The sequence below is a fragment of the Curtobacterium sp. A7_M15 genome, from assembly GCF_030705415.1.
In the GTDB taxonomy this organism is placed as follows: domain Bacteria; phylum Actinomycetota; class Actinomycetes; order Actinomycetales; family Microbacteriaceae; genus Curtobacterium.
The window spans coordinates 19,608-37,176 of the sequence record NZ_JAUZED010000025.1 but is presented as its reverse complement, the minus strand read 5'-3'; the positions used below and the strand labels follow the sequence as shown (position 1 = coordinate 37,176).

Annotated in this window: 17 protein-coding genes, 1 tRNA gene and 1 pseudogene; 7 read left to right on the top strand and 12 right to left on the bottom strand. The window is 71.2% G+C overall.

From position 1 onward, the window contains the following. Nucleotides 1–48: 48 nt before the first annotated feature. The 6 genes from groL to Q7F20_RS06900 all read right to left on the bottom strand — a co-directional run bounded on the left by groL (nucleotide 49) and on the right by Q7F20_RS06900 (nucleotide 4,910). Nucleotides 49–1,668: a chaperonin GroEL gene (gene groL, locus Q7F20_RS06925; protein WP_305739379.1), complete on the bottom strand. Its 1,620-nt coding sequence runs from the start codon at nucleotides 1,666–1,668 to the stop codon at nucleotides 49–51. A gap of 324 nt (nucleotides 1,669–1,992) precedes the next feature. Then, nucleotides 1,993–2,196, bottom strand: coding sequence for a cold-shock protein (locus tag Q7F20_RS06920; protein ID WP_022903461.1), 204 nt, complete (start codon nucleotides 2,194–2,196; stop codon nucleotides 1,993–1,995). Between the two features lie 179 nt (nucleotides 2,197–2,375). Beyond that, a complete protein-coding gene (locus tag Q7F20_RS06915; RefSeq protein ID WP_305739378.1) occupies nucleotides 2,376–2,957 on the bottom strand; it encodes a LytR C-terminal domain-containing protein in 582 nt (193 codons plus the stop codon). After that, nucleotides 2,954–3,250 carry a DUF3263 domain-containing protein gene (locus Q7F20_RS06910; RefSeq protein ID WP_229085283.1) on the bottom strand — a complete coding sequence of 99 codons (297 nt, stop codon included), beginning with the start codon at nucleotides 3,248–3,250 and terminating at the stop codon, nucleotides 2,954–2,956. Before Q7F20_RS06910 ends, Q7F20_RS06915 begins: the two co-directional genes overlap by 4 nt. Before the next feature lie 95 nt (nucleotides 3,251–3,345). Then, entirely contained in the window at nucleotides 3,346–4,437 is a 1,092-nt protein-coding gene (locus Q7F20_RS06905; protein WP_305739377.1) for a DUF2332 family protein, read from the bottom strand. Further along, nucleotides 4,437–4,910 carry a GNAT family N-acetyltransferase gene (locus Q7F20_RS06900; RefSeq protein ID WP_305739376.1) on the bottom strand — a complete coding sequence of 158 codons (474 nt, stop codon included), beginning with the start codon at nucleotides 4,908–4,910 and terminating at the stop codon, nucleotides 4,437–4,439. Before Q7F20_RS06900 ends, Q7F20_RS06905 begins: the two co-directional genes overlap by 1 nt. A gap of 57 nt (nucleotides 4,911–4,967) precedes the next feature. On the opposite strand from Q7F20_RS06900, the gene msrB reads away from it, so the two are divergent. From msrB to Q7F20_RS06885, 3 genes are all read left to right on the top strand, one after another. After that, nucleotides 4,968–5,372 carry a peptide-methionine (R)-S-oxide reductase MsrB gene (gene msrB, locus Q7F20_RS06895; RefSeq protein ID WP_305739375.1) on the top strand — a complete coding sequence of 135 codons (405 nt, stop codon included), beginning with the start codon at nucleotides 4,968–4,970 and terminating at the stop codon, nucleotides 5,370–5,372. Nucleotides 5,373–5,408: 36 nt separating this feature from the next. Continuing rightward, a tRNA-Thr gene (locus tag Q7F20_RS06890) sits at nucleotides 5,409–5,481 on the top strand. Between the two features lie 39 nt (nucleotides 5,482–5,520). Continuing rightward, nucleotides 5,521–6,519 carry an acyltransferase family protein gene (locus Q7F20_RS06885; protein WP_305739374.1) on the top strand — a complete coding sequence of 333 codons (999 nt, stop codon included), beginning with the start codon at nucleotides 5,521–5,523 and terminating at the stop codon, nucleotides 6,517–6,519. A 213-nt stretch (nucleotides 6,520–6,732) separates the two neighbouring features. On the opposite strand, the gene Q7F20_RS06880 is transcribed toward Q7F20_RS06885, so the two are convergent. After that, nucleotides 6,733–7,764, bottom strand: coding sequence for an aldo/keto reductase (locus tag Q7F20_RS06880; RefSeq protein ID WP_305739373.1), 1,032 nt, complete (start codon nucleotides 7,762–7,764; stop codon nucleotides 6,733–6,735). Nucleotides 7,765–7,817: 53 nt separating this feature from the next. Continuing rightward, nucleotides 7,818–8,603, bottom strand: coding sequence for an alpha/beta fold hydrolase (locus tag Q7F20_RS06875; RefSeq protein ID WP_305739372.1), 786 nt, complete (start codon nucleotides 8,601–8,603; stop codon nucleotides 7,818–7,820). 34 nt (nucleotides 8,604–8,637) lie between these two features. Here Q7F20_RS06875 and Q7F20_RS06870 point away from each other — a divergent pair, with 34 nt between their 5' ends. Next, on the top strand, nucleotides 8,638–9,396 hold the full coding sequence (locus Q7F20_RS06870; protein WP_305739371.1) for an NAD(P)H-hydrate epimerase: 759 nt from the start codon (nucleotides 8,638–8,640) through the stop codon (nucleotides 9,394–9,396). A gap of 9 nt (nucleotides 9,397–9,405) precedes the next feature. On the opposite strand, the gene Q7F20_RS06865 is transcribed toward Q7F20_RS06870, so the two are convergent. Then, nucleotides 9,406–10,347: a 2-deoxy-5-keto-D-gluconate 6-phosphate aldolase domain-containing protein gene (locus Q7F20_RS06865; protein WP_305739370.1), complete on the bottom strand. Its 942-nt coding sequence runs from the start codon at nucleotides 10,345–10,347 to the stop codon at nucleotides 9,406–9,408. A 64-nt stretch (nucleotides 10,348–10,411) separates the two neighbouring features. Between Q7F20_RS06865 and Q7F20_RS06860 the strand changes: the two genes are divergently transcribed. Continuing rightward, the gene (locus tag Q7F20_RS06860) at nucleotides 10,412–11,314 is read left to right on the top strand and encodes a neutral zinc metallopeptidase (protein ID WP_305739369.1); all 903 of its coding nucleotides are present in this window, start codon (nucleotides 10,412–10,414) and stop codon (nucleotides 11,312–11,314) included. Nucleotides 11,315–11,320: 6 nt separating this feature from the next. Here the strand turns inward: Q7F20_RS06860 and Q7F20_RS06855 are convergent, their stop codons facing one another. After that, a complete protein-coding gene (locus tag Q7F20_RS06855) occupies nucleotides 11,321–12,253 on the bottom strand; it encodes a thioredoxin domain-containing protein (protein WP_305739368.1) in 933 nt (310 codons plus the stop codon). 243 nt (nucleotides 12,254–12,496) lie between these two features. Here Q7F20_RS06855 and Q7F20_RS06850 point away from each other — a divergent pair, with 243 nt between their 5' ends. Then, the gene (locus Q7F20_RS06850) at nucleotides 12,497–13,597 is read left to right on the top strand and encodes an ABC transporter ATP-binding protein (protein WP_305739367.1); all 1,101 of its coding nucleotides are present in this window, start codon (nucleotides 12,497–12,499) and stop codon (nucleotides 13,595–13,597) included. A gap of 96 nt (nucleotides 13,598–13,693) precedes the next feature. Next, nucleotides 13,694–14,986 (top strand): annotated as a pseudogene (locus Q7F20_RS06845) (DUF4032 domain-containing protein); the annotation flags it as partial. 131 nt (nucleotides 14,987–15,117) lie between these two features. Here Q7F20_RS06845 and rlmB read toward each other — a convergent pair. Together rlmB and cysS are read right to left on the bottom strand one after the other, a co-directional pair. Further along, nucleotides 15,118–16,128 (bottom strand): 23S rRNA (guanosine(2251)-2'-O)-methyltransferase RlmB, encoded by a 1,011-nt coding sequence (rlmB, locus tag Q7F20_RS06840; RefSeq protein WP_305739380.1) that lies wholly within the window; start codon nucleotides 16,126–16,128, stop codon nucleotides 15,118–15,120. Nucleotides 16,129–16,156: 28 nt separating this feature from the next. Next, complete coding sequence (gene cysS, locus Q7F20_RS06835; RefSeq protein WP_305739366.1) at nucleotides 16,157–17,566, bottom strand: cysteine--tRNA ligase; 1,410 nt, start codon at nucleotides 17,564–17,566, stop codon at nucleotides 16,157–16,159. Between the last annotated feature and the right edge of the window lie 3 nt (nucleotides 17,567–17,569).

The window sequence follows — 17,569 nt, the reverse complement described above, 5'->3', positions numbered from 1 at the left end:
AAGGGCCCCCGCACGCGCAGCGTGCGAGGGCCCTTCCGACTACCGGGACTAGAAGTCCATGCCACCCGTGGGGTCGCCGGCCGGCACGGCCGGGGCCTTCTCGGGCTTGTCGGCGACGACGGCCTCGGTCGTGAGGAACAGACCGGCGATCGACGCAGCGTTCTGCAGCGCCGAGCGCGTGACCTTGGCCGGGTCGATGATGCCCGCGGCGACGAGGTCGACGTACTCACCGGTCGCGGCGTTGAGGCCGTGACCCGACTCGAGTTCGCGGACCTTGGCGGCGACGACACCCGGCTCGAGACCGGCGTTCAGCGCGATCTGCTTGAGCGGCGCGTCGATGGCGACCTTGACGATGTTCGCACCGGTCGCCTCGTCGCCCTCGAGGGAGAGCGAGTCGAGCACGACGGACGCCTGGATGAGGGCGACGCCACCACCGGCGACGATGCCCTCTTCGACAGCGGCCTTCGCGTTGCGGACGGCGTCCTCGATGCGGTGCTTGCGCTCCTTGAGCTCGACCTCGGTCGCGGCACCCGCCTTGATGACGGCCACGCCACCGGCGAGCTTCGCGAGGCGCTCCTGGAGCTTCTCGCGGTCGTAGTCGGAGTCGGTCGCCTCGATCTCGGAGCGGATCTGACGGACGCGGCCCGCGATCTGCTCCTCGTCGCCGGCACCCTCGACGATGGTCGTCTCGTCCTTGGTGATGATGACCTTGCGGGCCTTGCCGAGCAGGTCGAGCGTGGCGTTCTCGAGCTTGAGGCCGACCTCTTCCGAGATGACCTGGCCGCCGGTGAGGATCGCGATGTCCTGCAGCATGGCCTTGCGGCGGTCGCCGAAGCCCGGGGCCTTGACGGCGACGGACTTGAAGATGCCGCGGATCTTGTTCACGACGAGCGTGGCCAGGGCCTCGCCGTCGACGTCCTCGGCGATGATCAGGAGCTGCTTGCCGGCCTGGATCACCTTGTCGACGACCGGCAGGAGGTCCTTGATGTTCGAGATCTTCGAGTTGACGATCAGGATGTAGGCGTCCTCGAAGACGGCTTCCTGGCGCTCGGGGTCGGTGACGAAGTACTGCGACAGGTAACCCTTGTCGAAGCGCATGCCCTCGGTGAGCTCGAGCTCGGTGCCGAAGGTGTTCGACTCCTCGACGGTGACGACACCTTCCTTGCCGACCTTGTCGATGGCCTCGGCGATGAGCGCGCCGATGGTCGGGTCAGCGGCCGAGATCGACGCGGTGGCGGCGATCTGGTCCTTGGTCTCGATGTCCTTCGCGTTGGCGAGGAGCTGGTCGGAGACGGCGGCGACGGCCTTCTCGATGCCGCGCTTGAGCGACACGGGGTCGGCGCCGGCGGCGACGTTGCGGAGGCCCTCGCGGACGAGCGCCTGGGCGAGGACGGTCGCGGTGGTCGTACCGTCACCAGCGACGTCGTCGGTCTTCTTGGCGACCTCCTTGACGAGCTCCGCACCGATCTTCTCGTACGGGTCGTCGAGCTCGATCTCCTTGGCGATGGAGACACCATCGTTCGTGATCGTGGGGGCGCCCCACTTCTTCTCGAGGACGACGTTGCGGCCGCGCGGGCCGAGCGTCACCTTCACGGCGTCAGCCAGGATGTTCAGGCCGCGCTCGAGGCCACGGCGGGCCTCCTCGTCGAAAGCAATGATCTTAGCCATGTGAGTTTCTCGTCCCTCCCGGACGTCGTCATGGGGGTCGTGCTGGCACTCAGCGTGAGCGAGTGCCAACGCCGATTCTGGCACTCGCAGGGGTCGAGTGCAACACCGCCAGGAGGCGCGGGTCGACTTCCCAGGACACGCACTCACAGGAGCGACCAGTGTCACGCGCGAGAACGCGCCGGACACGGGAGCACGCGCGAGAACGCGCCGGACACGGGAGCACGCGCGAGAACGCGCCGGACACGGGAGCACTCCCCGCACACGGAAGAACGCGCCGCCCCTGACGGGGCGGCGCGTCCGAAGTGGTTCCCTCGGCGCCGAGGCTCAGGCGGGACGGACCGACTCTGCCTGCGGGCCCTTCGACCCGGTGCCGACGTCGAACGTCACTGCCTGGCCCTCCTCGAGGACCTTGTACCCCGACATGTCGATTGCCGAGTAGTGCACGAACACGTCCTGGCCCCCTCCATCGACGGTGATGAAGCCGAAGCCCTTCTCGGCGTTGAACCACTTCACGGTTCCGTTGGCCATGATCTCTTGCTCCCTGCGGTGGTGCTGTGCGGACGACGCAGTCGCCGTCTTGGCACGACTCTGACCGATCGCTGCCGACAGGGCAAGAGGTGTGACGTTGTTTCACGTCGATTCCGACAAGAATCAACGTGCCCGAAACACGGCCGTCACAAATGCACGCGGAAGCCCGCCGGGAACGGTCAGCCGGCGTAGTCCGCGCCGAGCACGACACTGATGTCCGCGTTCGGGAACGCCGCCGACTGCTGCACGGCCGTCGTGCCGAGCGACTTCGCGACGCCCTGCGCCACGGCGGCCTGGGCGGCCTGCTGGTAGTACACGATCGTCGAGGTCGCCCCGGTCGTGCCGGCGTCCCCCGTCGAGGTCACCTTCCACCCGGCCGAGGTCAGCGCCGCGCTGCCCTTCGCCGCGAGGCCGGTCGTCGACGTGCCGTTCAGCACGACGAGCGACGTCGCGCCCTGGTCGGCCGGGGTCCCCGCTGCCGGAGCCTGCGACGCCGACGAGGAAGCGGACGACGTCGGAGCCGCCGTTGCGGACGACGACGCGGAGGGCGAGACCGACGGGGACGCCGACCCGTTGAACGAGTAGCTGCCGTTCAGGAGTGCGAGCACCAGCACGCAGACCCCCACGATGACACCGGTGGCGAGCGCCGCCCACGCGAAGGCGATCCACCCGCGTCCCCGCCGCTGCGCACCGCGGTGCGCCCCGACCCGGGGGCCGTCGGCGACGTCGTCGAACCGGTCTCGGGGGTATCTCGTCGTCATCGTTCCTCTTCACGTCCTTCGGGAGCTGCCCCGGGCGCCACGAAGCTGCGCGCCGCCCGAGCGCTGGTGCGCGCGTACCGGAGCCGCTGCAGCCGGGAGACCAGCTGCGGGTCGTACGCGAGCGCCGCGGGAGAGTCGATCACACGGTTCAGCACCTGGTAGTACCGGGCCGGCGACATGTCGAACTCGACCCGGATCTCCGCTTCCTTCGTGCGGTCGTGCCGCGCCCGGTCGTGCTCGAACGCGAGCACGTGCTTGGCGAGCTCGTCGAGCTCGACGGGTGTGGCGGTCACTGCGGTTCCGATCACGGTGGGGAACGGGTCTCGCACATCGTAGGGGCGGAGGACATCCGCACCCTGGCACGCCGCTGGACTGTCGCGAAGACCGGTCACAGGTTCGGGTCACCCACCCACCGGGTGCGCACCCCGAACGGGTCCGTCACGGCCAGGGCCACACCGTCGAGCGACGCGGTGGCGAACGCGTCCGGATCGGACCGGTCGACGTCGCCCGGCAGGGTCGCGGCGACCCCGCTGAGGATCCCCGTCCGTTCCAGCGCGATCCAGTGCGCACCGCGCTCACGCACCTGGTCGACGAAGCACTGACGGTCCGGACCGGGGACGTACACGAGGGTCCCGGTGGTCAGGACGACCGGCACCACGTCGTCCGGCAGGGCGTCCAGTGCGCGGTCCAGGTCACCGGGCAGGGTCCCCCGGATGCGGACGGGAGGCGCGGCGAGCGTCGCGCGCGCAGCCGCGCGCATCAGGGCGGTCCGGTCCGTCGCCTCGGGCGGGACGGCCTCGACGAGTCGGTCGAACGCCCCGGGTACGGCGAGGTCGATCGGGTTCGGATCGAGGGCGACCCGCGCCCGGACGTCGATCGGGCCCGCAGCCGGTGTCGGCACCGGACCGCTGGACTCGGCGACGAGGTGCAGAGCGGGCTCCGCGGCCGCCGTGTGCATCCGGACGACCTCGGACCGCGCCCCCGTCCGGGCATCGCGCCCGGGAGGAACGGGGCGCGATGCCCGCTGCGGGGCGCGATCGGCACCCGCGCCGACGCCGGGGACACCCGCACGGACGACGTAGTCGAGCGTCACCCGGTCCGGGATCGAGCAGAGCCCCGCCGCCGCCCCCGCGTCGACGAGGCCGAGCGGCCGCCCGACCCGCGCGGCGAGCGCCGCGAACAGCGGGACCACCGGGGCGAGGCGTCTGGGGTCGTTCGCCTGCACCGTCGCGGAGGCGAGGGCGGAGACCAGGGCGGGTCGCGCCTCCTGGACCAGCGCACGCAGCGCACCGGGGTCCGCCGGGTCGGCGCCCAGGCGACGGGCGACGGCGAAGAGGAGTTCCGGCTGCCGCTTGGGTTCCGGCACTTCGTCGAGCAGGGACACCAGGCCGTCGTCCAACGAACGTGCCCACGCGGCGTACGAGGGCGAGACCCCCGCGATGCGCTCCGCGTAGGCGGCGTACCGCTCCCGCGTGTCCATCAGCGGCCGGGACGGTGCATGCCGACGTGGCGGATGCCGGCCTCGTCGTAGGGCGCGCCGAACCGGACGAAGCCGTGGCGCTCGTAGAGTGCGGCGACGTACTCCTGGGCGTGCAGGACGAACGGCTCGTGCCCGTGCACCTCGAGGACAGCGGCCACCAGCCGACCGGCGATCCCGTTCCCCCGGTGCTCTGGGTCCGTGGCGACGCGACCGATCACCCACGCGGGCGCCGCCGAACCGGACGGGTGGACCTCGTCCGGCGCGGGCCGGATGAGCCGCAGGTACCCAACTGCCAGGTCGTCGGCGCCGAACCACCAGTGCTCGGTGTCCGGTTCGCGGTCCCGGCCGTCGAAGTCCTCGGCCGTGACGCGCTGCTCGAGTGCGAAGACGCGGTTCCGGAGCACCACGATGCCGTACAGTTCGTCCGTCGTCAGACGGTCCCAACGGGCGTGGTGCACGGAATGTTCGGACATCGGCGCGAGTTTACCGAAGTGGTCGTCCAGCAACGGCGACAGGAGCAGGAGGAACCAATGGCATACAACGTCGACAAGACCGACGCCCAGTGGCGCGAGGAGCTCTCCCCGGACCAGTACGCCGTCCTCCGGCAGGCCGGCACGGAGCGTCCGTGGACGGGTGACCTCCTCGACGAGGAGCGCGCCGGCGTCTACACCTGTGCGGCGTGCGGCGCGGAGCTGTTCAAGAGCGGCACGAAGTTCGACTCCGGCTGCGGCTGGCCGTCGTTCTACGAGTCGGTGAACCCCGAGGCGGTGCAGCTGCTCGAGGACAACTCGCTCGGCATGGCACGCACCGAGGTCCGCTGCGCGAATTGCGGATCGCACCTCGGCCACGTGTTCCCCGACGGGTTCGGCACCCCGACCGGTGACCGCTACTGCATGAACTCGATCTCGCTGAACTTCTCCGAGAAGAGCGAGTGAGGCCCCGACGCGTCCGCCGGTAGGATGGGCGCGTCAGCCGGCATGGCGCAATTGGTAGCGCACCGTACTTGTAATACGGGGGTTGCGGGTTCGAGTCCCGCTGCCGGCCCTCTTCCACCGACCGTTCGAGTGATATACCATGTCCCACATGGCACACTCGGCTCGTTCTGCTGGCATCGACCTCGTCCGCGTGATCGGCATCCTCGCGGTCATCGTCGGGCACGTGTGGTCGGTCGAACCCGTGTCCCGCGTGGTCAGTCCGTGGCACGTGCCGATCTTCTTCTTCCTCACCGGCTGGTTCTGGACCGCGGGCCGATCCCTCGGTTCCGAGGTCCGAGGGCGGTGGCGCGCCCTGGGCCGCCCCTACCTGGCGTGGTTCTTGGTGATCGGGCTCGCCTGGTACCCCGCGCAGATCGCCGACGGCGTCCACGACCCGCTGGAACTCCTCCGCCCGTTCCTCGGCGGCCAGTACATCGGCCGGCCGTACACCGCCTTCTGGTTCGTCACCGCCCTGGCGGTCGCCGCGGTCGCGCTCCGTTTCCTCGAACGGTTCCCGGTCTGGGTGCGGTGGGTCGTCGTGACCGCGGCCGTGGCCGTCGCCACGACCGCGCCCGGCGTCCTCCGGCTTCCCCCGGAGAGCGCAGGCACCGCGTTCGCCATGCTGCTGTTCGTGCTCGCCGGAACCGTCGCTCGCCAGTGGCTCCCGCGCGTCCGGCGTCCGGCACTCGTCGGGATCGTCTGTCTGTTCGGCGGCGGCACCGCGGTGGTGCTCGACAGCGAGCCCCCCGTCTTCAAGCAGGCCGACTTCGGGACGCCGCTGGTGGGCGCCCTGACGGCGATCGTCCTGTGCAGCGGGCTCGTCCTGGTCGGACTGGCGCTCGACCGCGTCGTGCGCGGGAGGATCGCCGCGATCGTGTCGCGCTTGGCATCGGTCGGCATCACCGTGGTGCTGCTCCACGCAGCGGTGATCTGGGTTGCCGTACCCGTGCTCCCGGCACCGGCCGTGTTCGTCGTCGCGACGGTCGTGCCGTGGACGATCGCGCTCCTGCTCGACCGCACCCGGTTCGCGCCGTGGGCGACGGGGCGGACGCCGTCGTCGAGCACGGATCGCCCCGCGGTCGCGCAGCCCGCGCTCGTGCAACCGTGACGCGGCCGGGGTGATGTCGGTCACGCGCCACACGCGAAGGCCCCGGGTGGATGCACCCGGGGCCTTCGGCGCGCGGAACGCGGATCAGGGGGCGTTCCGAGCGCTCGACTCGGTAACCAGCCGGCCGTGCAGTGATGGTGACACCGCACGGTTCCCGCTGTCCACATCCCTGGTCAAGCTCGCGGAAAGCCGCACGAGCCGGACGGCGGACGCTCAGCGACCGCCGGTGATCTTCCGCTCGCGCTGCGCGACGCCTGCCGTGCCGTAGGGGTAGTCGTCGATGCGCGGCGCACTGACCTCGGTGAGCCGTGCGAGCTCGGCGTCGTCGAGGACGAGGTCGGCGGCGCCGAGGTTGTCCTCGAGCTGCGAGACCGTCCGGGCACCGAGGATGACGCTCGTCACGGCCGGTCGGGCGAGCAGCCACGCCAGGGCCACCTGCGACCGCGAGGCCCCGTGCGCCTCGGCGACGTCCGACACCGCGTCGAGGACGGCCCAGGTGCGCTCGTCGCCGTTACGGGCCTCCCACGCCTCCATCCCGCGCTGCGGGTTCTCGCCGAGTCGGGTCGCACCCGTGGGTGCCTCGTCGCGCTGGTACTTGCCGGAGAGCCACCCGCCGGCGAGGGGCGACCAGGGCAGCAGGCCGATGCCGGCGTCGAGGCAGGCGGGGACGATCTCGTGCTCGATGTCCCGGACGAGCAGGTTGTACTGCGGCTGCAGCGTCACGGGCGGCGCGAAGTGGTGGGCGCGAGCCTCGTACACGGCCTTCGTGATCTGGTACCCGAGGTAGTTCGAGAACCCGTACGAGCCGATCTTGCCCGCGGAGACCGCGTCGTCGAGGAAGCGCAGGGTCTCCTCGATCGGGGTGAGGGCGTCCCACGCGTGCATCTGGTACAGGTCGATGTGCTCGACGCCGAGCCGCTCGAGCGAGGCGTCGAGGGCGACGCGGAGGTGCCGGCGAGAGAGCCCGAGGTCGTTCGGTCCGTCCCCCTGCGGGAAGCGACCCTTCGTGGCCAGGACGACCTGCTGCGCCTCGGTCGGGTGCGCGGCGAGCCAGCGGCCGATGATGCGCTCGGACTCGTTGCCGGAGTACACGTCCGCCGTGTCGATGAGCGTGCCACCGGCGGCGACGAAGGTGTCGATGATCGTGTGCGAGGTGGGTTCGTCGGCTTCGCTGCCGAACGTCATGGTGCCGAGGGTCAGCGTCGACACCGATGTCCCGCTGTTGCCGAGGAGTCTGTAGTCCATGGGCGGGACGCTACGCGCACCCGACCGCGCCGACGAGGACCTGCGAGTACCCCTCAGCGTCCTGCGGACAGGAACTGCAGCGCTCGCTCCCGGAAGTGCCGCGACGTCGGCGCGTTGAAGTGGTTGCGCCCCGGGATCTCGAAGAACGACGCGTCCGGTGCCGCCGCGGCGAGCCGCACGGCACTGTCCTTGATGCCGTCCTCGCTGCCGGCGGCCATCAGCACGGGCTGCGCGGGCGCGTTCGAGGGCGTGGGCTCGATGCTGCCCCGCATCCCCTCGACCATCGCCACGAGTGCGGCGAGGTCGTTGCCCTCGATGCCCGCGGCCATCGTCAGGTAGCCGTTCGTCACGCGGTCCTCGACCGGCGTGCCGTCGGCGAGGTGGGCCTTCGCCTGGTCGACCCGCACACGCCGCATCGGGTCGGCGTCGGGGATCCCGCCGAAGACCGCGCGGGTGATCCGGTCGGGGAGCTGCTCGGCGGTGTGCCAGCCGACACGGGCGCCGAGCGAGTACCCGAGGAACGCGACGTCGTCGAGCAGGTAGGTGTCGATCACGCTGACGACGTCCGCGACGAGGAGCTCCATCGAGTACGCGGACGGGTCGTGCGGCTTCGACGAGGCGCCGTGCGCGCGCTGGTCGATCGCCACGACCCGGTAGCCGGCACGGACGAGGTCGCGCGTCCACCCCGAGGCGTGCCAGTTCAGGAGCGCGGAGGAGGCGAACCCGTGCACGGCGACGACAGCCGGGGCCTCGGGGTCGCCGAAGTCGTAGGTCGCGATCTTCAGCCCGTCGGGCGACATCACGACGCGGGGACGGGGCGCTTCGGGGACGAGTGACATGTCCCCTCCAGGCTACCGGGGCACTGTGGTCGCCATGGACGGCTACGGAGGCGACCAGATCCGGGCTGCGGAGCGGCCCCACTTCGACGCGGGCGAACCGCTCATGCAGCGCGCGGCGGACGGGCTGGCCCGGATCGTCTGCGGACTGCTCGACGATCCGGCCGTGCGTCCCGGTGACGGACCGGGATCGGTCCTGCTGCTGGTGGGCAGCGGGGACAACGGCGGTGACGCGCTGTTCGCCGGGGCACGCCTCGCGGCGGACGGGAGGCGCGTGACGGTGCTGCGCGTCGGCTCGCGCGTCCACGGGGCGGGCCTGGCAGCGGCGCTGGACGCCGGGGCGCGCCTCCTGGAACGCCCGTCCGACGTCGGGTCGGCCCGCCCGGTCGCGGACCTCCTCGCCGCCCCCGTCGGTGACGGTGCGCGGCTGGCCGCCGTCGCGACCGAGGCGGCGCTCGAGGCGGACCTGGTGCTCGACGGGATCCTGGGCATCGGCGTGCACGGTGCGTCCGCGCTCCGCTCGCCGGCCCGTGAGGTCGTCGGCGCGATCCGCCAGCTCGCGCGCGACCAGCGTGCGCCGTTCGTCGTGGCGGTCGACGTGCCGAGCGGCATCGACGTCGACACCGGCGCGATCGCGGACGACCACGTCCTGCAGGCGGACGTCACGGTGACGTTCGGTGGGGTGAAGGCCGGGTTGCTCCGCGGACCGGGCGCGAGCCTCGCCGGACGGATCGAGCTCGTCGACGTCGGGATCGGCGCGGACCTGGCGGACGTGGAGCCGCTGGTCCGCACCTGAGCGCCGCGGTCAGACCGCGCCGGCGTCCACGCCGTGCTCGATGCCCGGGCGCGCCTCGAGCCAGGTGTCGACGAAGTGCCGGTAGTTCGCCGCGATGAGCTGCTCGGCGGCCTCGGTGTCGAGGTGCTCGCGGACGACGTCCTCGAGCGGTTCCTCCCAGTTGCTGCGCCCGATCGCGAACCCGACGAACCCGTCCACCGGGGCCGCGGTGCGCAACCAGTGGTCGAGCTGCTCCTCGGGGGCGTCCCGACCGAGGACGATGCACTGCACCGCGTCCCGGCCACCGCGACGGACGGTCTGCACGATCCGTTCCGCGTCCGCACGCTCGTCGAGGCCCTCGAGCTTCCACACGTCCGCCTCGACCCCGTGGTCCTGCAGGTACTCGATGACCTGCACGACGAGGTCGGGTCGGAGCTCGCGGTCGTAGTCCCCGACGGACTTCTGCTGGGCCTCGGTGGCGGGCACCAGCAGTTCGACCAGGAACGGTCGGCCGGCGTCGTGCAGGACGCTCGCCACGTCGGCGAGGTCCGATGCCTGCTGCTCGCGACGGTCCGCGTCGAAGTCGGGGTTGTCGCGCACGAGCACCTTCACCCAGTCCGGGTCGAACGCGTCCACGTGTGCGGTCCAGTCGTCGCCGTACTCGAGCTCGAACCACTGGCGGCCCGACCGCTCGATCGGCATGGCGAGCTGGAGCCCGGCCTCCTTGACGAGCCGCGCGACGTCGGCGCCGTAGCGCTCGTCCACGAGGACACCGGTGCGCTCGCGGGACGCACCGGCCGCCAGCGCCGTGAGGACTCCGCGGTAGACCAGCTGCTTGCCGGCACGGACGCGCTCGGCCTCGGCCTCGTCGATCGGCTCTCCGCCGGACTCGTCGTAGGTGTGCTCGAGGAGTGAGGACCGCTGGTCCATCGCGAAGAGGAAGAGGGGGTGGGATTCGTCGAGGACGGGCATGCCGTCCGGTCTACTCCTCCGGCCGCTGCGAGCACCGGGTGCCACCCGCCCGTACATTCGGGGCATGACGTTCAACGACGACTCGCAGCTCAAGGGCGGGAGGGTCAAGCGGCGCGGCCGCACCACCGCGATCGCGGGTGGCGGTGTCGTCGGGGTCGGCGCGATCGTGGTCCTGCTCATCAACGTCTTCACCGGCGGCGGCCTCGACCTCGGCGCACTCCTCGGCGAGGGCGGCGGGACCACCCAGATCCAGCAGCAGGGAGAGTCGGTCGACGCCGCAGCCGAGTGCCGGACCGGCCGTGACGCGAACCTGAAGATCGACTGCCGGATGGAGGGGGCGGCCGAGTCGCTCGACGGGTACTGGACCTCCGAGTCGCGCTCCCTCGGCATCACCTACACGTCGCCGGACTTCTACTTGTTCGACGGCTCGACGAGCACCTCGTGCGGCCAGGCGTCGGCGGCGACCGGCCCGTTCTACTGCCCGCCGGACCGAGCGATCTACCTCGACACCGCGTTCTACGACGACCTGCAGTCGAAGTACGGCTCCTCCGGCGGCCCCCTCGCGCAGATGTACGTCGTCGCGCACGAGTGGGGCCACCACATCCAGCAGCTCCAGGGCGCCTTCGCGAACACCGACCGGTCCGGCACGGGTGCGTCGTCGGGCAGCGTCCGCGTCGAGCTGCAGGCGGACTGCTACGCGGGCGCGTGGGTCGGTGACGCTGCCACCACGAAGGACGCGAACGGCGAGACCTTCTTCGAGCCGATCACCCGCGCGGAGATCGACGACGCCTTGTCCGCCGCGAGCGCCGTCGGCGACGACAGCATCCAGGAGCGGTCGAGCGGGCGGGTCGACCCGGACTCCTTCACGCACGGGTCGAGCGAGCAGCGCCAGAACTGGTTCCTGCGCGGGTACCAGCGCGGCGCGACGGCGTGCGACACGTTCAGCGTGCCGGGGTCGTCCCTGTAGTCCGGGTCAGTTCGACGGGGAAGCGCTCGGCGTCGAGGAGCGCGTCGGGGAGGCGCTCGGCGTGGGCGTCGGCGTCACGTCGGTCGAGCCGGCAGCCGACACCACGAAGGTCCGGAAGTCGTCGTTCGTGATCGGCGAGGTCAGCTCGTAGCGCTGCCCGTTCACGAGCACGAGGGGCGTGCCGGGGAACTCCCGCAGCGTCGACCCGGGGATGTCTCCGCCGGTCACCGCGGAGGTCCGCTCGTCGATCCACTTGCTGTAGGTCTGGTCCTCGATGCACTTCGAGATCGTGGACGCCTTCTGCAGCCCGTCCACGCCCGTGACGACCTCGGTCAGCTGCGCGTCGGTGAGGCCGGGGGTCCCTTCCTCGGGCTGCTTCGCGAACAGCGCCTGGTTCACGGCGAAGAACTGGTCGGGCGAGCTGTCCGCGACGCAGGCGGCCGCGTTCGCGGCACGGAGCGAGTACTTGGTGCCCTGCGACCGGTTCGACAGGATCGCGATCGGGTGGATGTCGACCGTCGCCGCGCCGGAGTCGACGAGGTTCTGGATGTACTCGCCGTTCGCGTCCTCGAACTGGCCGCAGATCGGGCAGAGGTAGTCGACGTACATCGTGATGCGCACCGAACCGGCGGCGTCGGTCGAGGTCGGCGCGGGCGACTGCGACGCCGCCGTGACCGCCTTGAGGTCCTGGCCGATCGTGATGCCGCCCTGCGAGGTGTTCGCGGGGCCGGGGCCCGCCGGCTGCACGGAGTCGACGAGGACGAGCGTCACGACGGTCGCGGCCGCCAGCAGCGCGACGCCGATGCCGATCTGCAGACCGAGTCGGAGGCCGCGCTGGCGGCGCTTCTGCTGGGCGCGGGCACGCTGGGCGCGCTGTCGGGCGGCTTCGCGTCGTTCGTTCCGCGCGGCGCGGGCGTCACCCTCGGGGCGGTTGGTCATGCGTCGAGTGTCCTCACGTTGATCGTCGTCCGAACGGCTTCCCCCGCAGGCCGGACGGACCCGCCGATCGTACCGGGGCTCGATGGGAACCACCCAACCAGGTGTGAGCACTGGCGCTCCGGGGGGAGATCGTGTTGTATGAACCTCGATGGTCGACGGCGACCATCCGGGGCCCCCACGGGCACACCGCTTCACTCGGATCGTCCGGCACGTACCTGCCGGTGAAGGAAGGACCGAACGCTCATGGCGTCCGTCACCTATGACAAGGCAACCCGTCTCTACCCCGGAGGCACGCGTCCCGCGGTCGACTCCCTCGACCTGGACGTCGCCGACGGCGAGTTCCTCGTCCTCGTCGGCCCCTCGGGCTGCGGCAAGTCCACGTCGCTGCGCATGCTCGCCGGCCTCGAAGAGGTCAACTCCGGCGCGATCCGCATCGGCGACCGCGACGTCACGGACGTCCCGCCGAAGGACCGCGACATCGCGATGGTGTTCCAGAACTACGCGCTGTACCCGCACATGACCGTCGCCGAGAACATGGGCTTCGCGCTCAAGATCGCCGGTGTCGGCAAGGAAGAGCGCGCCACCCGCGTGCAGGAAGCCGCGAAGCTCCTCGACCTCGAGCAGTACCTCGGCCGCAAGCCGAAGGCGCTCTCCGGTGGTCAGCGTCAGCGCGTCGCGATGGGTCGCGCGATCGTCCGTCAGCCGCAGGTGTTCCTCATGGACGAGCCGCTGTCGAACCTCGACGCCAAGCTCCGTGTGCAGACCCGCACCCAGATCGCCTCGCTGCAGCGTCGCCTCGGCGTCACCACGGTCTACGTCACGCACGACCAGACCGAGGCCCTCACCATGGGTGACCGCATCGCGGTGCTCAAGGACGGCATCCTGCAGCAGGTCGGCTCGCCGCGCGACCTGTACGAGAAGCCCAACAACGTGTTCGTCGCGGGCTTCATCGGCTCGCCGGCGATGAACCTCCTGCCGGCCGACGTCGTCGAGGGCGGCATCAAGTTCGGCACGCTCAACCACCCGATCGACCGCGACACGATCTCGAACGCCCGTGCGGGCCAGATCACGGTCGGCATCCGCCCCGAGGACGTCATCGTGGCGCCGTCGGGCGAGGGCCTGCCGGTCACGGTCGACGTGGTCGAGGAGCTCGGCGCCGACGGCTACCTCTACGGTCACGCCGACGTCAACGGCTCGCGCGTCGACATCGTCGCCCGCGTCGACGGGCGTTCGCACCCGTCGATCGGTGACACGATCGTCGTCACGCCGAAGCAGGGCCACGTGCACGCCTTCGACACCGAGTCGGGCGAGCGGCTCGACGACAAGGCCGTCGTCAGCGCGTAACGCTGGAAGGTCCCAACAGGAGGCGGGGGGGGGGGGGGGGGCCCCCCCCCCCCCCCCCGCCTCCCGTCCGTCGCACACGTACCAGAGGAACCAACCGTGCCCGACTCGATGTCCATCACCGCCGCCACCGTCGATCCCGGACTCCTCGACCTGCCGTGGGACCTCCCACTGGCGGACTGGCCGGACTCGACCATCGTCGCGCTCCCGAAGGGCATCTCGCGGCACCTCGTGCGCTTCGTGCAGCTCGGCGGGTACGTCGTCGCCGTGAAGGAGACCGGTGAAGAGGTCGCCCGGGCGGAGTACGAGATGCTCCGCACCCTGCAGCGCATGGACGTGCCGTGCGTCGACCCCGTCGCGGTGATCACCAACCGGGTGAGCGCCGACGGCGAAGCCCTGCACCCGGTGCTCGTCACCCGGCACCTGCGCTTCTCGCTGCCGTACCGCGCGCTGTACTCGCAGACGCTCCGCCCCGAGACGGCCACCCGCCTGGTCGACGCCCTCGCACTCCTGCTCGTGCGGCTGCACGTCATCGGCTTCTACTGGGGCGACGTCTCGCTCTCGAACACGCTGTTCCGACGCGACGCCGGCGCCTTCGCGGCCTACCTGGTCGACGCCGAGACCGGCAAGCTCTACCCCGGCGGCCTGTCGAACGGTCAGCGTGAGAACGACCTCGAGGTCGCGCGCGTGAACATCGCCGGCGAGCTGCTGGACCTCGAGGCCGGCGGACGTCTCGACGAGAACGCCGACGCCGTGGACGTGTCGAACCGGATCGTCGCGCAGTACCGGACGCTCTGGAAGGAGCTCACCGGCACCGAGCAGTTCGACGTCAAGGAACGCTGGCGGATCAACGACCGCGTCGAACGGCTCAACGCACTCGGCTTCGACATCGAGGAGCTCTCGATCCACACGACCGAGGGCGGGTCGCAGGTGCGCATCCAGCCGAAGGTCGTCGACGCCGGACACCACCAGCGACGGCTCCTGCGCCTCACCGGGATCGACGCCGGCGAGAACCAGGCACGGCGGCTGCTCAACGACCTCGACTCGTACCGGGCGCGCAACGGACGCGACCAGCTCGACGAGGAGATGGTGGCGCACGAGTGGGTCTCACGGGTCTTCGAGCCGGTCATCCGGTCGATCCCGCGGGAGCTCCGCGGGCGGCTCGAACCGGCCGAGGTGTTCCACGAGCTGCTCGAGCACCGCTGGTTCATGTCGCAGGAAGAGGAGCGCTCGGTGTCGCTCCCCGAGGCCACCACGGCCTACATCAACGACGTGCTGCGACACCGTCGCGACGAGCGGCTGCTGATCAACCCGCCGACCTCGTCGATGACGCTCCCCATCCCCGTGGTGGACGACGCGGTCCCGGCTTCGCCCGAGGACGTCGAGGACTGGCCCGCGCCGGCGGCCGCCCCCCACCCCCCCCCCCGCCCCCCGCCCCCCGCCCTTCTCTGTCACGTTCGTGAGGGTCGAGCGGCCCTTTCTGACCGCTCGGCCCCGCGCCGACGGCGCGTTCTGCCCGCTGACTACTCGGCGCGACGGCGCCGGGCGACCTCCCACAGGGTGACGCTCGCGGCGATGCCCGCGTTGAGGGACTCCGTCGCGCTCGAGATCGGGATCGAGACGATCGCGTCGCAGGTCTCGGTGACGAGGCGCGACAGCCCCTTGCCCTCGGACCCGACGACGATCACGATCGGACGGTCGGCCAGCTCGAGGCCGTCGAGCTCAACGTCGCCGTCCCCGTCGAGGCCCAGCACGAACAGGCCCATCGACTTGAGCGACTTGAGCGTCTGCGTGAGGTTCGGCGCCATCGCGACGGGCGTGCGGGCGGCTGCACCGGCCGAGGTCTTCCACGCGGACGCGGTCACCCCGACCGACCGGCGCTGGGGCACGATGACGCCGTGGCCGCCGAAGGCCGCCGTCGAGCGGATGATCGCACCGAGGTTGCGCGGGTCCGTGATGCCGTCGAGGGCGACGAGCAGCGGGACCTCGTCCTTGGCGAACGCGCGCTCGACGATGTCCTCGGCGACGGCGTACTCGTACGCGGGGACCTTGAGGGCGACGCCCTGGTGCACGCTGTCGTGGCCCGTGATGCGGTCGAGCTCCGGACGCATGAGCTCGATGATCGGCACGCCGCGGTGGTTGGCGAGCGCGAGGATCTCCTTGACGCGGTCGTCGACCTCGATGCGGGCGGCGACGTACAGCGTCGTCGAGGGGGTCTTCGTCCGCAGGGCCTCGAGCACGGAGTTGCGGCCGGTCACCAGCTCGGAGTCGTCGGTCTTCCGCTGCGGCGGCCGCCCGGTCCGCTGCTGCGGCGAGCTCGACGCGCCGTGGCGACCGCGGGCTGCCTCGTAGCGCTCCTTCGCCGCCTTGCGCTTGCCGGCGGGGTGGTACGGACGGTCCTCGGCCTTCGGCGTCGGCTTGCGACCTTCGAGCGCCTGCGCGCCCTGGCCGCCGGAGCCGACCTGCTTGTTGCCCTTGCGGCCGGACCGGACGGCGCCCGGACGGCCCTTCTTGCTCCCGGAAACGTTCTTCATGCTCAGCTCCTGTTCGGCACTGCCGTTGTCAGGCGATGCTCCAGCGTGTACCCGCTGCGGTGTCCTCGATCGTGATGCCCGCGGCGGCGAGGTCGTCTCGCACGCGGTCGGCCGTCGCGAAGTCCCGTGCGGCCCGGGCGTCGGCGCGCTCCTGCACGAGGCGTTCGACGAGGGCTGCGAGCGGGGCGGCAGAGGTGTCCTGACCGCCGCTCGACCAGTGGGCCGCTCGCGGGTCGATGCCGAGCACCTCCACCATCGCGGCCACCTGATGGTACGCGAGACCGAGCGCTTCCGCATCGTCCGCGTCGAGCGCGGCGTTCCCGGAGCGGACGGTCTCGTGCAGCACGGCGAGCGCCTGGGGCACCGAGAGGTCGTCGTCCATCGCCGCCGCGAAGGCCTCGGGCACACCCGGCGCATCGGCCAGCCGGACGCCCTCGAGCCGTGGGGCGGCCCGGGTCAGGAAGCCCTCGATGCGGTCGAGCGCTGCCTCGGCCTCGGCCAGGGAGCCGTCGTGGTGGTCGATCGACGAGCGGTAGTGCGCGGCGCCGAGGAAGTAGCGGACGACGACGGGACGGGCCGAGCCGAGGAAGTCCGCGGCGAAGATCGAGTTGCCGAGCGACTTCGACATCTTCTGCCCGTCGACCGTCACGAGGCCGTTGTGGAGCCAGTACGAGGCGAACGGGTCCCCCGCTGCCGTGGACTGCGCGAGCTCGTTCTCGTGGTGCGGGAAGCGGAGGTCGAGGCCGCCGCCGTGGATGTCGAACGCCGGGCCGAGGTAGCGCCGGGACATCGCGGAGCACTCGATGTGCCAGCCGGGGCGACCGGGGCCCCAGGGCGAGTCCCAGTTCGCCGTCGCGGGCTCGGCCGGCTTGGCGCCCTTCCAGAGTGCGAAGTCGCGGGGGTCGCGCTTGCCGCGGGGGTCGGCGTCGGTGGCCTCGACCATGTCCTCGCGACGTTGGCGGGTGAGCGCCCCGTAGGACGCCCAGCTGCCGGTGTCGAAGTAGACGTCACCCGAGCCGTCCGCAGCGGCGTAGGCGTGCCCGCGGTCGATGAGCCTCGTGATGATGTCGTGCATCTGCGGCACGCTCGCCGTCGCGCGCGGTTCGTACGTCGGCGGCAGGATGCCCAGGGCGTTGTACGCGGCCGTGAACTCGAGCTCGACGCGGTACGCACGGGCGAACCAGGCCTCGTCGGTGCCGTGCGCCAGGTCGAGCACCTTGTCGTCGATGTCCGTGACGTTCCGCACGAGGGTGACCCGGAGGCCACGGTGCGTGAGCCACCGACGCCAGATGTCGTAGACGAGTGCGGAGCGGAGGTGCCCGATGTGGGGCGACGACTGCACGGTCGGACCGCACACGTACATGCTCACCTGTCCGTCGACCAGCGGGACGAGGTCGACGACGGCAGCGGCGCGGGAGTCGTAGAGGCGAACGGTCACGCG

Excerpts from the sequence above, each read along its gene's own strand:
- Q7F20_RS06865 (WP_305739370.1), bottom strand. The coding sequence starts at position 10,347 with ATGCCCGTCCTCGACGAATCCCACCCCCTCTTCCTCTTCGCGATGGAC.
- Q7F20_RS06855 (WP_305739368.1), bottom strand. The coding sequence starts at position 12,253 with ATGACCAACCGCCCCGAGGGTGACGCCCGCGCCGCGCGGAACGAACGA.
- msrB (WP_305739375.1), top strand. The coding sequence starts at position 4,968 with ATGGCATACAACGTCGACAAGACCGACGCCCAGTGGCGCGAGGAGCTC.
- Q7F20_RS06875 (WP_305739372.1), bottom strand. The coding sequence starts at position 8,603 with ATGTCACTCGTCCCCGAAGCGCCCCGTCCCCGCGTCGTGATGTCGCCC.
- rlmB (WP_305739380.1), bottom strand. The coding sequence starts at position 16,128 with ATGAAGAACGTTTCCGGGAGCAAGAAGGGCCGTCCGGGCGCCGTCCGG.
- Q7F20_RS06915 (WP_305739378.1), bottom strand. The coding sequence starts at position 2,957 with ATGACGACGAGATACCCCCGAGACCGGTTCGACGACGTCGCCGACGGC.
- Q7F20_RS06870 (WP_305739371.1), top strand. The coding sequence starts at position 8,638 with ATGGACGGCTACGGAGGCGACCAGATCCGGGCTGCGGAGCGGCCCCAC.
- Q7F20_RS06885 (WP_305739374.1), top strand. The coding sequence starts at position 5,521 with ATGGCACACTCGGCTCGTTCTGCTGGCATCGACCTCGTCCGCGTGATC.
- Q7F20_RS06905 (WP_305739377.1), bottom strand. The coding sequence starts at position 4,437 with ATGGACACGCGGGAGCGGTACGCCGCCTACGCGGAGCGCATCGCGGGG.
- Q7F20_RS06850 (WP_305739367.1), top strand. The coding sequence starts at position 12,497 with ATGGCGTCCGTCACCTATGACAAGGCAACCCGTCTCTACCCCGGAGGC.
- Q7F20_RS06880 (WP_305739373.1), bottom strand. The coding sequence starts at position 7,764 with ATGGACTACAGACTCCTCGGCAACAGCGGGACATCGGTGTCGACGCTG.
- groL (WP_305739379.1), bottom strand. The coding sequence starts at position 1,668 with ATGGCTAAGATCATTGCTTTCGACGAGGAGGCCCGCCGTGGCCTCGAG.
- Q7F20_RS06860 (WP_305739369.1), top strand. The coding sequence starts at position 10,412 with ATGACGTTCAACGACGACTCGCAGCTCAAGGGCGGGAGGGTCAAGCGG.
- Q7F20_RS06920 (WP_022903461.1), bottom strand. The coding sequence starts at position 2,196 with ATGGCCAACGGAACCGTGAAGTGGTTCAACGCCGAGAAGGGCTTCGGC.
- Q7F20_RS06900 (WP_305739376.1), bottom strand. The coding sequence starts at position 4,910 with ATGTCCGAACATTCCGTGCACCACGCCCGTTGGGACCGTCTGACGACG.